The following is a 15,171-nucleotide window of genomic DNA, read 5'->3' on the forward strand; positions in this document are numbered from 1 at the left end:
TTGCGAAATCCGAATGTAAGCGCTTGCATTGGTGTGACGGCACGGCCACCTGACGGGGTCGATGCCACCGTTCACGACACGTGAGGATCTCAACGATGAGAAACATGACTCGCCGCTCCTACGCGGCTGCTGCAACCGGGGCGGCCTTCGCCCTCATCCTCGCCGGCTGCTCCGACGGCGACGACGACACCACGACCGATGCCACCACCGCGAGCGACGTCGACTGCGCCAACTTCGAGCAGTACGGCGACCTCTCCGGAACGACCATCACGGTCTACACCTCGATCGTCGACCCCGAGTCCAAGCAGCAGACCGATTCCTACATCCCCTTCGAGACCTGCACGGGCGCGACCGTCGCCTACGAGGGCTCGCGCGAGTTCGAGTCGCAGCTGCCCGTCCGCATCCAGTCCGGGAGCGCACCGGACATCGCGTACATCCCCCAGCCGGGCTTCCTCAAGTCCCTCGTCGCGGACTTCCCCGACGATGTCGTCCCCGCGCCGCAGGCGGTCATGGACAACGCCGCTCAGTACTACACCGAGGCCTGGGTCGACTACGGCTCGGTCGACGGGACGCTCTACGCGACGCCGCTCGGCGCCAACGTCAAGTCCTTCGTCTGGTACTCCCCCCAGGAGTTCGCTGACCAGGGCTACGAGATCCCGACCACCTGGGACGAGCTCATGACCTTGTCGCAGACGATCGCCGACTCCGGCAGCATCCCGTGGTGCGCCGGCATCGAGTCCGGCACCGCCACCGGCTGGCCGGCCACCGACTGGCTCGAGGACGTGGTGCTCCGCACCGCCGGTCCGGACGTCTACGACCAGTGGGTCAACCACACGATCCCGTTCAACGACCCCCAGATCGTCGAAGCCCTTGCGACGGTCGGTGACATCCTGCGCAACCCGGCATACGTCAACGGTGGTCTCGGCGACGTGAGCTCGATCGCCACCGCCCCGTGGAACGAGTCCGGCAACCCCATCCTCGACGGCAACTGCACCCTGCACCGCGCGGCGAACTTCTACCAGGCCAACTGGGCTGAGGACGTCAAGGTCCAGGAAGAGCCCGTGGAGAACGGCGTCTTCGCCTTCTACCTCCCGGGAGTCACGGCTGAGGACAAGCCGCTGCTCGGCGGCGGCGAGTTCGTGACGGCATTCTCCGACCGGCCCGAGGTCGCGGCCTTCCAGGCCTACCTCTCCAGCCCCGAGTGGGCCAACGAGAAGGCCAAGGTCACCGGCCAGGGCTGGATCTCGGCCAACAGCGGACTCGACCCGGAGCTGCTGCAGTCCCCGATCGACATCCTCTCCTACGAGCTGCTGACCGACGAGACCTACACCTTCCGCTTCGACGGCTCCGACCAGATGCCTGGCGCCGTGGGTGCTGGGTCGTTCTGGACCGAGATGACGGACTGGATCGCGACCGGCCAGTCCGACGAGGAAACCCTCACCGCCATCGAGGACTCCTGGCCCACCAGCTGACCTGACCGGCACCGTCTTCACCTGTTCCACCAGGTCGTGCGGGGCCCCGAATCGCGGGGTCCCGCACGACCTGCCACTATGCAAGGCACCTGGGCATCGTTGCCCAAGCTCCTTTCACCTCGCGGAGGTAGAGCATGGATTGGTTCCTCAACGCGGACACGACTGGCCACAAGCTTGCGCTGATGGTTGTTGCGATCCTGTTGTTCATCGTGGTCATGGGCGCGATTCTGTTCGCCGTCGACCGCCCCAAGAAGATTCCCACCTGGGCCGTGGCCGCAGGGTTCCTCGCCCCGACAGTCCTCGGACTGGGATTTGGGCTGGTCTACCCGGGCCTGCGGACCATCTGGTCCTCGCTCTTCGACCGACAGGGTGAGAACTATGTCGGTCTCGACAACTACATCACGGCCTTCAGCGAGGAACAGTTCCAGGTCGTCCTGCGCAACACCGTGATCTGGGTGCTGACGGTCCCGATCATGGCGACGCTGATCGGCCTGGTCTACGCCGTCCTGGTCGACCGCACGCGATTCGAGTCCTTCGCCAAGACGCTCATCTTCCTGCCGATGGCGATCTCCATGGTGGGTGCGTCGATCATCTGGAAGTTCGTCTACGAGTACAAGCCTGACCAGCCCGGAGTCAACCAGACCGGGCTGCTCAACCAGATACTCGTCTGGCTCGGCTTCGAACCTCAGCAGTTCTTGCTCAACGCACCGGCGAACACGTTCTTCCTCATCGTCGTGATGATCTGGATCCAGGCCGGGTTCGCGATGACCGTGCTGTCAGCGGCGATCAAGGCCATTCCTGACGACATCGTCGAGGCCGCGCGCCTGGACGGTCTGCAGGGCCTGAAGATGTTCCGGTACATCACCGTACCGAGCATCCGACCCGCGCTGATCGTCGTCGTGACCACGATCGCCATGGGCACGCTCAAGGTCTTCGACATCGTCCGGACGATGACAGGTGGCAACTTCGACACCTCGGTCGTGGCGAACGAGTTCTACAAGCAGAGCTTCACCATCCGGGACCAGGGGCTCGGTGCGGCGCTCGCCGTCATCCTCTTCGTCCTGGTCATCCCGCTGGTGGTCTACAACGTCCGCCAGCTCCGTCTCACCGAGGAGATCCGATGAGCGCGGCATCAACCCCCGTCGGCAAGCTGGTCGACGTCAACCCCGAGGAGGGGGTCCGCAAGCCGAGCAAGAAGCTCAGCCGGCTGGAGAAGCGGGCGATCGCGGTCAAGGGCAAGCTCAGCTCGCCCTGGGCCTCGGGCATCGCCATCATCGTCGCGCTCCTGTGGACCGTACCGACCCTCGGCCTCCTGGTCACCTCCTTCCGTCCCCAGTCGGAGATCCAGTCCTCGGGCTGGTGGACGTTCCTGTCCAACCCTGAGGTGACCCTCGACAACTACGAGGAGGTGCTCTTCGGCAGCTCGACGAAGTTCGCGACGTACTTCATCAACTCCCTCGTCATCACGCTGCCGGCGGTGATCATCCCGATCTCTCTGGCGCTGCTCGCGGCCTACGCCTTCGCCTGGATCGACTTCAAGGGACGGAACCTGCTCTTCGTCGCGGTGTTCGCGCTCCAGGTCATCCCGATCCAGGTGACGCTCATCCCGCTGCTCAGCCAGTACGTGACCTGGGGGATCAACGGGTCGTTCTGGACGGTCTGGCTCTCGCACTCGATCTTCGCGCTACCGCTGGCGATCTTCCTCCTGCACAACTTCATGAAGGAGATCCCGTCGTCACTGATCGAGGCGGCGCGGGTCGACGGTGCCGGTCACGTGAAGATCTTCTTCAACGTGCTGATGCCGTTGCTCACCCCGGCGATCGCCAGCTTTGCGATCTTCCAGTTCCTCTGGGTCTGGAACGACCTGCTCGTGGCCCTGACCTTCGCCGGTGGTGCGCCCAACGTCGCACCGTTGACCGTGCGGATCGCGGAGCTCTCGGGCACCCGGGGGTCGTCGTGGTACCTGCTCTCGGCAGGGGCCTTCATCTCGATCATCGTCCCCCTGGTCGTCTTCCTCGCGCTCCAGCGCTACTTCGTCCGAGGCCTGCTCGCCGGGTCGGTCAAGGGGTGAGGTGACCGGTCCCGCCGCGGCGGGATCAGAGGTACTGCCCGGGGGTCGGGCGCCCGTCGGGCGCCTGGCCCCCGTCCTCGTCCCCGGACATGGCGCGCAGAAGTCCCGGCGGGAGAGCGCGCTGACCACCGCGCATCTGCTGCAGCTGGGCCTGGGCGGCCATCTGCTGGGCCACCAGCGCGGTCTGCAGCCCGTGGAACAGGCCCTCGAGCCAGCCGACGAGCTGGGCCTGGGCGATCCGCAGCTCGGACTCGGAGGGGACGACGTCGTCCCCGAACGGCAGGGTGATGCGGTGCAGCTCGGCGACGAGATCCTCGGACAGGCCGTCCTCGAGCTCGGCCAGGGACCGCTCGTGGATCTGGGCGAGGCGCACCCGGGCGGCCTCGTCGAGGGGAGCGCTGCGCACCTCGTCGAGCAGCCGCTTGATCATCTCCCCGATCCGCATGATCTTGGCTGGTTCCTCGATCACGGTCATGGCCGGGTCGCCGACGGGCGGGCCGGCGGAGACGGTGCCGATCTCACGCGCGGCGCGGAGCTGACGCTCGGCCTCGCGCTGGTTCACCTGGCGCGAGAGCGCAGCGGACCGGGCGGAGGGCGGGGAGGCTGGATCGAGGTCGTGTGCCATGGTCCCAGTCTCGCCCACGATGCCTTCTCGCGGCGGAGATGGGCGGAGCTGGTCGGCGATGACGGTCAGGGTACGAGCAGCACCTTCCCGAACACCGCCCCGGAGTCGAGCAGCGCATGGGCCTGGCCCGCCTGGGACATGGGCAGGACCGAGTCGATCACCGGACGCAGCCGCCCGTCGTCGAGCATCGGCCAGACGTGCGAGCGGACAGCCGCCACGATGTGTGCCTTCTCGTGAGCCGGGCGGGCCCGCAGGGTCGTCCCGCTGACGCTCGCCCGCAGCGCCAGCAGCCGGCCCAGATCAAGCTCGGCCCGGCGTCCGCCCTGCATGCCGATCACCACGAGGCGGCCACCGGTCGCGAGGGCACGGAGGTTCGCGTCCAGGTACGACGCGCCCACGACGTCGAGGATGACGTCCGCGCCGCGCCCCCCGGTCGCCTCGCGGACCAGTCCAGGCAGGTCCGCGGCGAAGTCGGAACCGTCGCTCCTGCGGTGCACGAACCCCACCTCGGCACCCAGCGCGAGGCAGCGGTCCACCCGCTCCTGGCTGCCGGCGGTCACCGCGACCCGCGCCCCGAGCGCCACGGCGATCTGGATCGCCACGGTGCCCACCCCACCGGAGCCGCCGTGCACGAGAACCCATTCACCCACCTGCAGGTGGGCCGTGTCCACGAGGTTGCTCCAGACGGTGCACACCGCCTCGGGCAGGCCGGCCGCGTCGACCAGGGCCACGGCGTCGGGCACCCGGAGCAGCTGGGTGGCGGGCACCGCGGCGTGGTCGGCGTAGCCGCCGCCGTCGACGAGCGCGGCCACGCGCTCACCCACCCGCCAGCCCGCGACGCCGGCGCCGAGCGCGGTGATCACCCCGGAGACCTCCAGCCCGGGCCCCGGCGGCGCGCCGGGAGGGGGCGGATACAGCCCCTGCCGCTGGAGGATGTCTGCGCGGTTCACACCAGCCGCCCGGACCGCGACCACCACCTCGCCCGCCCCCGGCGTCACATCTGTGACCTGGGAGTATGTCAGAACCTCCGGGCCGCCGAACTGGTCGATCATCACTGCTCGCATGCCCTTGAGCCTACGACTCGCCGGGGTCAGCGACAGGGTCAGCGGAAGTCAGCGGGTTAAAGTCCTCGTTCAGGCTAATGAATCGCAGATTATCGGCCGATGGACCCTTGCGGACGATGGTGCTCGCACAATGCCGTGACCGAGTGCGATGCGTCAGTGAGACAGTGATTGGAAGGGGTCCACATGCTCCGGAGACTGAGTGTGCGAGGCAAGATCCTCGCGGCTCTGGCCGTGCCGGTGCTTGTGCTGTGCATCGCTGCGTCGGTGTTCTCGATCCAGGCCGTCCAGAGCGCGCTCGTGGCACGCCAGGCCGAGGCGATCGTCGCGGTCCTCCCCGCGGGCCAGGACGTGGTGGCCGCCCTGCAGGCCGAGCGTGTGGCATCGGTGCGACTGCTCTACAAGGTCCCCGGCGCGGTGGACGAGTACGCCGCTGCGCGGGCAGCCTCGGACAAGGTCCTCGCCACGCTCCGGACCGCCTACACCGAGCTCGACATCTCCCGGCTCGACCCCTTGGTCGCCCGGGCCGTGGCGACTGCCGCGAGCCAGAACGTCACCGACCTCGCGATCGCCCGGGACAACGTGGACCGCGGTGCCCGGACGCCGTCACAGGCCTCGACGAACTACTCCACCATGATCGACCGGCTCCTCAACGTTCCCGCGACCCTGGCTGCGACGCTCAACGACCGTCAGCTCGCCGTGAAGCTCGACGCCTACGTGGCGGCCAACGACGTCATCAACAAGGCCTCCGTCGAGGTGCCCCTGGTCCAGTTCGTGCTCGACGGTGCCGCCACCGGAGTGGACACCACCGACCGCGTCCGTGAGCTCTCGTCCGTCTTCGGTGAGACGAACGTCGCCCGCGCCGACGCGAACGACGCCCTCGTCGCGCTCGACAGTGATCTGAGCATCTCGTCCCCGTCCAACGGGTACACCTCCATCCGGCGTCTCCTCGGGTCCGGGCAGGTCGACGGCATCAACCTGGTGCTCGCGAACAACTGGAACGATAACGCGGTCGGCGAGCTCGAGCGGCTCACCCCGCTCCGGGCCCAGGTCGTGGCCCAGACGGAGGCGGCTGCGAGCGACGAGACCTCCCGTGCGCGCCTGACAGCGATCTACACGGTCCTCGCCGTGGTCCTGACGCTCCTCGCCTCGGTCGTCGTCGCACTGAGCATCTCGCGACGGATCACCGTCCCGCTGCGCCACCTCACCGAGGCCGCCGCGGAGGTCCGTGAGCAGCTGCCCAAGCTCGTCGAGCAGGTGTCCGTCCCGGGCCAGGGGCCCGAGATCACCCTCACCACCATCAAGGTGGAGTCCACCGACGAGGTGGGTCAGCTCGCCGCGGTGTTCAACGCGGTGAACACCACGACCGTCGAGGTCGCCAAGGAGCAGGCCGCCCTGCGTGGGTCGATCGCCGAGACGTTCGTCAACGTGGCCCGTCGTGACCACGTGCTGCTCAACCGTCAGCTCGCCTTCCTCGACGAGCTCGAGCGGTCCGAGGAGGACGCGAACACCCTCGCCAACCTCTTCCGCCTCGACCACCTCGCCACCCGCATGCGCCGCAACTCCGAGTCGCTGCTCGTGCTCGCCGGCATCGACTCCGGTCGTCGGGTGCGTCAGCCCATGCCGATGTCCGACGTGGTCCGGACGGCCTCCTCCGAGATCGAGCTCTACGACCGGGTCCGGCTCAACCTCGAGGCCGACCCGTTCATGCTCGGCCACAACGCGCTCAACGCCGCGCACATGCTGGCCGAGCTCCTGGAGAACGCGACGACCTTCTCGGAGCCGCACACCCCGGTCGAGGTGACCACGAGACAGTCCTCGCGGTACATGACCGTCGAGGTGCGCGACCACGGCCTCGGCATGAGCGACAGCGACATCGCGGAGGCCAACCTCAAGGTCGCCTCCCGCTCCGCCACTGACGTCATCGGCGTGCAGCGCCTCGGCCTGTTCGTGGTCGGCCGGCTGGCCGACCGGCTGGGAGCCCACGTGGTGTTCAGTCGGGCCGCGGACGGCAGCGCGGGGACAACGGCCACCGTCTCGTTCCCGTACGCGTTGTTCGTCGACGAGGTGGACGTCCCGCTCGAGGAGCCGACCGACCCGCTGAGCGCCTCGTCCCGGCAGGCCACCCAGGACTGGATCGCGCCCGAGCCGGATGCGATCCCGGTCGACATCGCCGCACTGACCGACGGCGCGACGAGCATCGGGATGCCGCGACGGCGCGCTTCGCTCTCCGGACCGTCCGCAGCGGCCGCGGAGGCGTCCGAGGTCACCGACATGATCCTGCCGCCGCTCGAGTCGGCGAACCCCGCGGTCAACCTGGCGAGCCCGACCGACCAGGACTGGGCGCCCGCCCAGACGCTCGCCGAGACGCTGCCGGTCGGCCTGCCCAGCAGGTCCCGCACCGAGCCCACACTCACCCCGTCGAGCCTCTTCGAACCGGTCAACGACACCCCTGCCCTCGATGGCGAACGGCGCGGGGTGATGTTCTCGAACTTCCGCACCCGTGCCTCGGCCGAGGCCGCGAACAGCCTCGAGACCACGGGCAGCGCCGCCGGTCTGAACGTCCACCGGATCGGGGACGAGAGCGCCGTCGAACAGCACGACGCCGCTGAACAGGAGGACGCCAGCACCGTCGCGCCGCTGGTCATCCCCGGCCTGGAACCGGACGAGGATGCCCAGTGGCAGGCCCCGGTGCTCGAGGTCGAGCAGGGAACCTACGGTGCGGGCCCCTTCGACGACTCCGCGCAGAGCTTCGAGTCGCCCTACGCCTTCGAGCCGGCCGAGTCGTTCCAGCCGGTGGAGGCGTTCCACCCGGTTGAGTCGTTCCAGCCTGTCGAGGCCTTCCAGCCTGAGTGGTCCCCGCCCGTCGAGCCGGTCGAGTCGTTCCAGCCCGTCGAGGCCTTCCAGCCGCTCGAGTCGTACGAGCCGTTCGCGCCCGTCCAGGACTTCGCGGTCGAGGCCTTCCAGCCGGAGGAGGACTTCCGGCCGGTTGCGTCCTTCGAGCCGGAGACCGCACCGAACACCTGGGCACCGCGTTTCGACGGGCTCGACGAGCTCGCTGCCCCACCCGCGCACCTGGCCGACGCCGACCAGTTCGGGCCGTCGGACACCTACGACGAGGTCGATCCGGGCGCCTCGCACGGGGCGCACCTGTCCCACATGCTCCCGGTCGAGCAGTCCTACGAGGGGCTGACCTTCGAGCCGGCGCAGGCCTTCGAGCCTGTGCAGGCCTTCGAGCCGTTGCGGTCCGGTGGGTTGCCCCACCGCGACGACCAGGTGACCGAGGAGCCGAGCGGGGCCTTCGCCCCGATCGGCCTCGAGCCGGACGAGGTCACCGACGCACACGTGCCCGACGTCGCGGCGGCTCGGTTCCCCGACGCCGTGGCCCCGCTCGCTGTGGCGGCGACGCCGCAGTTCGAGCCGACGATGCCGACCTTCGCCGACGTGGTCTCGGACGCACCGACTCGTCGGTCGTCCCGAGAGAGCGCAGTGCCGGCCAAGCGCGGAGCGTTCGGATGGTTGCGGCGCAAGAACCGTGACGACGCCGAGCGCGGACGCGCCGGGGCGAACGTCGCGCCGCCGGCATTCCCGACCTTCAACCCGACCGCCCCGGTCGGGTCGGAGCCCGCGGGGATCGCGCCGACGGTCCTGGTCCCGGTCCGGGACGAGTTCGTCCCCCCAGCGAACCGTCCGGCGGACGTGGTGGACCCTGCTCCGGTGCAGCAGTTCGCTCCGGTGCAGTCCTTCGAGCCCAGGGAGGCGACCGCTCCGGCCGCGTCGTCCTGGACGCCGGTGGCCGCGGTCACCGAGTCGGGCGACGGCGGCGCCTTCGGGGGCTTCCGAGGGTGGTCACCCGCGGCCGAGACGCCCGATCCGGAGCCGTCGCTGACGAACCCGGCCTCGAGGAGCCTCGACGCCGGCGACAGCTGGTCGCCACCGAGCCAGATCGATGGCGACGTCTCCTCGATGCTGGCCATGCGGTCGAACATCCAGGAGCAGGCGCTCGCCGAGCTCAGCCAGCTCTCCTCCTACCGCCCAGCAGCGGTCCAGACGTCCCAGGCCAGCGGGCTGACCCGCCGCACCAGGGGAGAGGTCGCCGCATCCACGGACGACCTCGCTTCACAGAAGATCAGCCGCGACGCGGCCGAGCTTCGGTCCCGTCTCTCGGCGTTCCAGTCGGCCACCGCGCGTGGTCGCCAGGTACCCGGGACCGGGCAGACCGGTGAAGGAACCGAGGCCCCTGAGGCTTCGGCTACCTTCGCCGACAACGTTCCAGGCTCGGCGCCCCAGCCGCGTTGATTGATCTATCGCCACTGAGGCACCGGAAAGAGGAGGAAGCGTGAGCGCTCTCAGCACTGAGGCGACGAACTTCGGTTGGTTGCTGGACAACTTCGTCAGGACAGTCCCTGGCACCCGTCACACGCTCGTCGTGTCTGCGGACGGCCTGCTCATGGCCATGTCCGACCAGCTGGACCGGACGAGCGGTGACCAGCTCGCAGCGATCGTGGCCGGCATGTCCAGCCTGACCCGTGGTGCTTCGCGCCAGCTCAACGGGGGTGCGGTCCGCCAGGCCATCATCGAGATGGACAACGGGTTCCTCTTCCTCATGAACGTCTCCAACGGTTCGGTGCTCGCGGCGGTCGCAGATTCCACCTGCGACGTCGGCCTGATCGGTTATGAGATGGCCATGCTCGTCTCGCGCACCGAGGCGACGTTGACTCCCCAGCTCATCACCGAGATGCGCGGTCAGCTCCCAGTTGACGGGGCCACCCGCACGCCGATCGGATGAGGTAGGTCACAATGATGAACTCCAGGTCCACCTCGCATTCCGCGGATGGCGAGAACTTCGAGGCCGCGACGGTGCGGCCCTATGCGGTGACCGGTGGTCGTGTCCGCTCGGCGACCTCCAACCTGCCGTTGGAGACCCTCATCGAGGGGATGCCCGGAGCTGTGGACAGTCGCGGTCTGCCACCTGAGAAGCGGGCGATCCTCACCCACGCCGCCGTGAACTATGTATCGATCGCCGAGGTCTCCGCGCTCCTGCGGATGCCGCTCGGCGTCGTGCGCATCCTCATTGCCGACCTCGCGGATGATGGCTACCTCACCATCCACACGTCGACGCCCGTCAATGTCCACACCGGCCACGGCCAGAACCCGGCCCTGTCCCTGAGTGTGTTGGAGAGTGTTCTCAATGGTATTTCCGCCCTCTAGCGGAACGGCAGCCGCTGCCGCCCCCGCCCCCACCAAGCCCGCTGGGGCACCTACCGTCGTCAAGATCGTCGTCGCGGGTGGCTTTGCCGTCGGCAAGACCACCTTCATCGGCTCGATCTCCGACATCGAGCCGCTGAACACCGAGGCCGCGATGACCGAGCACTCGCTCGGGGTCGACGACGCCGGCGGCGTGACCGATCGCAAGACGACGACGACCGTCGCGATGGACTTCGGTCGCATCGAGCTCCCCGGATCGTTGTGGCTCTACCTGTTCGGCACCCCCGGTCAGGACCGCTTCCTCTTCATGTGGGACGACCTCGTGCGCGGCGCGATCGGCGCGGTCGTGCTCGTGGACACCGACCGCCTCGAGCAGTGCTTCCCCGCGGTCGACTACTTCGAGTCTCGAGGCATCCCCTTCGTCGTGGGTGTCAACTGCTTCGACGGCGTCGCCAAGCACCGCCTCGAAGACGTGCGTGAGGCACTGCAGATCCCCGCTCACGTGCCGATGCTCTACACAGACGCACGGTCCCGCGCTGCGACGAAGCAGTCGCTCATCGCGCTCGTGCAGCACGCCATGCAGCAGCTCCGCGCGGCCTGATCGCCGGGCGGACCGGACCACCCGGGGAACCGGGTGGTTCGGTCCTGTGTGGGGTCGTGGAATGATAGGCACGGCGATCATCACGTTGCGGCGCGGTGATCTGCTGGGGAGGCGTGGCAGAGCGGCCGATTGCACCAGTCTTGAAAACTGGAGTTGGTGAGAGCCAACCGTGGGTTCAAATCCCTCCGCCTCCGCTCCAAGAATGGCCTGTGAACGCAAGAGGTCCGTTCGCAGGCCATCTCTGTGCTCGGAACCTGCGGACACGCCCGAGGGCCACCGAGAGGACTGCAGTGAGGACCACCATGACCGTGCAGCGACCGTCCGCACCGAGATCGCAGCACACGGGTCCGCGCAGGGCAGTGCGGGTGACGGCGTTGCGTCCGCTCGCCGTCGGTGCGCTGCTGGCCGTGGGCCTGTTCCTGGTGACCGGTTGCGCGGGGGAGGGCGACGCGGCTCCTGACGCGGCTGCCACCTCCACGGCGTCCCCCCGCCCCTCGCCCAGCCCGACGGCGGTACCCAGCTCAGAAGCTGCCCCGCCCGCGACGCTCGCGCCCAGCCCCGAGGCGACGGAAGCCGCTCCGGAGCCGGAGCTGGAGCCGGCGGCTGCGCCCGCCCCCGTCGCCCAGCCCGTGGCAGCCCCGCCTCAGGCGGTGGCGCCGGCCCAGCCCGCAGCGCCTCCCATCCCCGCACCCCAGCCCGTCGTCGCCGCTCCCGCCGCACCTGCCGCCCAGGGGTCGGCGTCTCCGGCGACCGGCGGAGCGCAGGCCCTGTTTGCGTCGCTCAACTCCGCGCGCGCCTCGGCCGGACTCACCCCGTTGGCCTACAGCTCCGCCCTCGAGGCGACCGCGACGACCTGGAGCGCCTCGATGTCGGCCACCGGCGTCATGGCGCACAACCCGGGCGTCGAGGGCCAGATCCCGGGCGGCTGGACGACCTGGGGTGAGAATGTCGCCTACGCGGGCGGTCACCCGGACAACGCCGCGACCATCCACACCAGCTGGATGAACAGTCCGCTCCACCGAGACAACATCCTGCGGTCGAGCTTCACCCAGGTCGGCATCGGCTACGTCGTCGACGGGGCCGGCACCGCCTGGGCCACCCAGGTGTTCGCCGGGTACTGACCCGAGATGGGACCCTTGTCCTGCACCCGTGACGATCCAGAGGCCATGATGAACAGATGACACGACCTTTGTCCCGACCCGACGACCTGGAACCGGTCACCCTGGTCCGGGAGTCCGGCATCATCCTGCGGGTGGGCATCCTGCTGCTCGGCGCCGGGAGCGGGAGCTATCGGGTCAAGATCGCCATGGAGCAGGTTGCGCACGCGCTGGGGGTCGACTCGGTCGACGCGCAGGTGACGGTCAACGAGATCACCGCGACGGCGCGCCGCGGGGAGACCTTCCGCACCGAGGTGGCGCAGAGCCGGAGCATCGGGGTCAACGCGCACCGCATCGCCGTCCTGGAGGCGCTGTGCGGGTCCCTCGCCCCCGGGGTGTCTCAGCGCGAGGTCGGGGAACGCCTCGACGCGATCGAACGCCAACCGCTGCTCTACCGGACCTGGGCCAACGCGGTGTTCGCCGCGGTCGCGTGTGCAGCCTTCGCCTTCCTCAACAACGGCGGGCCGATCGAGGTCCTCGTCGTGTTCTTCGGCGCCGGCCTCGGCCAGGCGAGCCGCCGGGTGATGATGCACCGCGGCTTCAACCAGCTCGGCGTGACCATGGTCTCCGCGGCCGTGGCGAGCGTCGTCTACCTCGGGATCGTCAACCTCCTCTTCGAGGTCGGCGTGGTCGACTCCATTCACGAGAGCGGCTACATCTCGGCCGTGCTCTTCCTGGTACCGGGGTTCCCGCTGCTCACCGCGGCGCTCGACCTGTCCCGTCTCGACTTCTCGGCCGGGGTGTCCCGGCTGACCTACGCCCTGATGATCATGACCTCCGCGGCGATGAGCGTCTGGGCGGTCTCCGCCGTCATGGGCCTCACCCCGGACCCGGCGGATCCGCTCGCCCTCTCGCCCGCCCTGGCCTTCGTGCTGCGGCTCGTGGCGAGCGCCTTCGGGGTGCTGGGCTTTGCGCTCATGTTCAACAGCCGCTGGCGGGTCGCCCTCGCCGCCGCGGGCATCGGGATGATCGCCAACGTCATCCGGCTCGAGATGATCGACGCCGGGGTCGTGGTGCAGGCCGCGGCCTGCGCAGCCGGCCTCGTCGTCGGCATCCTCGCCAACCTCGTCGCCCCGCGGATGAAGGCCCCGCGGATCACGCTGTCGGTGCCGGCCGTAGTCATCATGGTGCCGGGAGCGGCCGCCTACCGGGCGGTGTACTACCTCAACGACGGCCAGACCGTGGACGCGCTCGCCTACGGCGTCCAGGCGGCGTTCGTCGTCATCGCCCTGGCGATCGGACTGACCATCGCCCGGACGGTGACCGACGGAACCTGGAAGGCGGTGGGGCGCTGACGCCACGCCGCCGGGCGGAACGTTTTGCTCCACGCCGCGCCTTGCAGGTACCCTTGCACAGCCCGCAGACGATGACTTCTGACGCGGGGAGCAGCGCCGGGTTCGTCCCGGTGAGGAGACGTCGCATAGCCCGGTCTAGTGCGCCACCCTGCTAAGGTGGTGACGGGGAAACCTGTCCGAGGGTTCGAATCCCTCCGTCTCCGCTTCACAGAAGGCCCTGGTCCGCGACCGGGGCCTTCTGTCATTCCCGGCGACGTCCCGGGCTGGTCTGCGCTCCGTCCCCTCACGGTGCCTCCGGAGGGCTGTGAGATCCTTGTCTTGCCTGTGACACACAGCAGAAATCCGGCAGCAACCGGTGGGCGCTACGCTCGCAGGGACGCTGCCCCTGGAGGTGGTGCGCGCATCGTTCACGCATCCGACCCACCAGCATCAGGAGTACTTCCATGACGGACACCGCAGGGCCGGGGTTCCGCGGCGACCAGCTCGAAGGCTTCCGCATCGGGGTCACGAGCGACCGCCGGTCGAGCGACCTGATCGACGCCTTCGAGCGGCGCGGGGCGAAGGTCATGCACGCGCCGACCTTGCGCATCTCCCACGCCCAGCAGGAGGGGCCCCTGCTGGAGGACACCCGCGCGATGATCGCCGCGGTCCCCGACGTGCTGCTCGCCACGACCGGCTACGGGATCCGTCGCTGGTTCGAGGTGGCCGACGCCGCCGGGCTGGGCCCCGGCCTCCTCGATGCGCTCGCGAGCACCGACGTCCTCGTGCGCGGGCCCAAGGCCCGCGGGGGAATCCGGGCGGCCGGACTCAACGACAGCGGCATGAGCGACTCCGAGACGACCGCGTCGCTCGTCGACAAGCTGCTCGCCGACTACCCGCCAGGGCTGACCGTCGGCATCCAGGTGCACGGCTACACCGACGAGACGCAGCTCGACCGCATGCGGGCGGTGCATCGTCGGGTGATCACGGTTGCTCCCTACCGGTGGACCGCGATCGACGACACCGACGAGCGCGTCCAGCGCCTCGTCGAGGCCATCTGCACGCAGCAGCTCGACTGCGTGACCTTCACCAGCGCCCCGGCCGTCGACGCGCTCTTCGTCGCTGCCGAGGGCATGGGGTTCTACTCCCAGGTCGTGACGGCCCTGCGGACCGGCGTCCGCGCGGCGGCCGTGGGCCCGGTGACCGCCGCGCCGCTGCTCGCGGTGGGCATCGAGCCGATCCAGCCGGAGCGCTTCCGGATGGGGGCGCTCATCCGGCTCGTGTGCGAGCACCTCGAGGATGCCGGCGTCGAGAGGATCGAGACCCGGCACGGGCCCCTCGCCCTGCGCGGGTCGGTCGTGGAGGTGGGCGGGGAGCGGCGCCAGCTGCCGCCATCCGCCCTGACGATCCTGCGCTGCCTCGTGGCGGCCAAGGGCGCGGTCGTCACCCGGGAGGAGCTCACCCGGGCGCTGACCAGCCGGTCCTTCGCCGGCCCGCAGGACGACCACGCGATGGAGGTCTCGCTCAGCCGGCTGCGCCAGGCCCTGGGCGTCCCGGGTCTGGTCGCCACGGTCGTCAAGCGGGGGTACCGGCTGGACGTGTGAGCGGCGCCGGCGCGGCGCCCAGGGCCCGCCGGGGCGGCGTGGCACGGATCACGGGACCGCCGGTTTGGGATCTCGGAAAGTGCACTGTAGAGTTCTGA

The 15,171-nt window shown here is 69.3% G+C and carries 12 protein-coding genes and 2 tRNA genes; 12 read left to right on the top strand and 2 right to left on the bottom strand.

Annotated elements, in window-relative coordinates:
• Positions 1 to 95 precede the first annotated feature (95 nt).
• From ACWA15_RS00780 to ACWA15_RS00790, 3 genes are all read left to right on the top strand, one after another.
• The gene (locus ACWA15_RS00780; protein WP_464057322.1) at positions 96 to 1,472 is read left to right on the top strand and encodes an ABC transporter substrate-binding protein; all 1,377 of its coding nucleotides are present in this window, start codon (positions 96 to 98) and stop codon (positions 1,470 to 1,472) included.
• 134 nt (positions 1,473 to 1,606) lie between these two features.
• The gene (locus tag ACWA15_RS00785; protein ID WP_464057324.1) at positions 1,607 to 2,596 is read left to right on the top strand and encodes a carbohydrate ABC transporter permease; all 990 of its coding nucleotides are present in this window, start codon (positions 1,607 to 1,609) and stop codon (positions 2,594 to 2,596) included.
• Complete coding sequence (locus ACWA15_RS00790; RefSeq protein WP_464057326.1) at positions 2,593 to 3,543, top strand: carbohydrate ABC transporter permease; 951 nt, start codon at positions 2,593 to 2,595, stop codon at positions 3,541 to 3,543. The genes ACWA15_RS00785 and ACWA15_RS00790 overlap by 4 nt, the downstream gene beginning before the upstream one ends.
• Before the next feature lie 25 nt (positions 3,544 to 3,568).
• Here the strand turns inward: ACWA15_RS00790 and ACWA15_RS00795 are convergent, their stop codons facing one another.
• Complete coding sequence (locus ACWA15_RS00795; protein ID WP_464059357.1) at positions 3,569 to 4,018, bottom strand: proteasome activator; 450 nt, start codon at positions 4,016 to 4,018, stop codon at positions 3,569 to 3,571.
• 215 nt (positions 4,019 to 4,233) lie between these two features.
• Entirely contained in the window at positions 4,234 to 5,232 is a 999-nt protein-coding gene (locus ACWA15_RS00800) for an NAD(P)H-quinone oxidoreductase (RefSeq protein WP_464057329.1), read from the bottom strand.
• Positions 5,233 to 5,433: 201 nt separating this feature from the next.
• Between ACWA15_RS00800 and ACWA15_RS00805 the strand changes: the two genes are divergently transcribed.
• The 9 genes from ACWA15_RS00805 to ACWA15_RS00845 all read left to right on the top strand — a co-directional run bounded on the left by ACWA15_RS00805 (position 5,434) and on the right by ACWA15_RS00845 (position 15,073).
• Positions 5,434 to 9,528 (top strand): sensor histidine kinase, encoded by a 4,095-nt coding sequence (locus ACWA15_RS00805; protein WP_464057331.1) that lies wholly within the window; start codon positions 5,434 to 5,436, stop codon positions 9,526 to 9,528.
• Between the two features lie 40 nt (positions 9,529 to 9,568).
• Positions 9,569 to 10,018 carry a roadblock/LC7 domain-containing protein gene (locus tag ACWA15_RS00810; protein WP_464057333.1) on the top strand — a complete coding sequence of 150 codons (450 nt, stop codon included), beginning with the start codon at positions 9,569 to 9,571 and terminating at the stop codon, positions 10,016 to 10,018.
• Between the two features lie 11 nt (positions 10,019 to 10,029).
• Positions 10,030 to 10,440, top strand: a complete 411-nt coding sequence (locus ACWA15_RS00815; RefSeq protein ID WP_464057335.1) for a DUF742 domain-containing protein — start codon at positions 10,030 to 10,032, stop codon at positions 10,438 to 10,440.
• Positions 10,421 to 11,038: a GTP-binding protein gene (locus tag ACWA15_RS00820; protein ID WP_464057337.1), complete on the top strand. Its 618-nt coding sequence runs from the start codon at positions 10,421 to 10,423 to the stop codon at positions 11,036 to 11,038. Before ACWA15_RS00815 ends, ACWA15_RS00820 begins: the two co-directional genes overlap by 20 nt.
• A 107-nt stretch (positions 11,039 to 11,145) precedes the next feature.
• Positions 11,146 to 11,232, top strand: a tRNA-Ser gene (locus tag ACWA15_RS00825).
• Positions 11,233 to 11,340: 108 nt separating this feature from the next.
• Positions 11,341 to 12,159 (top strand): CAP domain-containing protein, encoded by an 819-nt coding sequence (locus ACWA15_RS00830; protein ID WP_464057339.1) that lies wholly within the window; start codon positions 11,341 to 11,343, stop codon positions 12,157 to 12,159.
• Between the two features lie 56 nt (positions 12,160 to 12,215).
• Complete coding sequence (locus ACWA15_RS00835) at positions 12,216 to 13,490, top strand: threonine/serine exporter family protein (RefSeq protein ID WP_464057341.1); 1,275 nt, start codon at positions 12,216 to 12,218, stop codon at positions 13,488 to 13,490.
• A 114-nt stretch (positions 13,491 to 13,604) separates the two neighbouring features.
• Positions 13,605 to 13,693: transfer RNA gene (locus ACWA15_RS00840), tRNA-Ser, on the top strand.
• Between the two features lie 240 nt (positions 13,694 to 13,933).
• Positions 13,934 to 15,073, top strand: coding sequence for a uroporphyrinogen-III synthase (locus tag ACWA15_RS00845; RefSeq protein ID WP_464057343.1), 1,140 nt, complete (start codon positions 13,934 to 13,936; stop codon positions 15,071 to 15,073).
• The last annotated feature ends 98 nt before the right edge of the window (positions 15,074 to 15,171 follow it).

This window comes from Sanguibacter sp. TS_SC_8 (assembly GCF_055361235.1).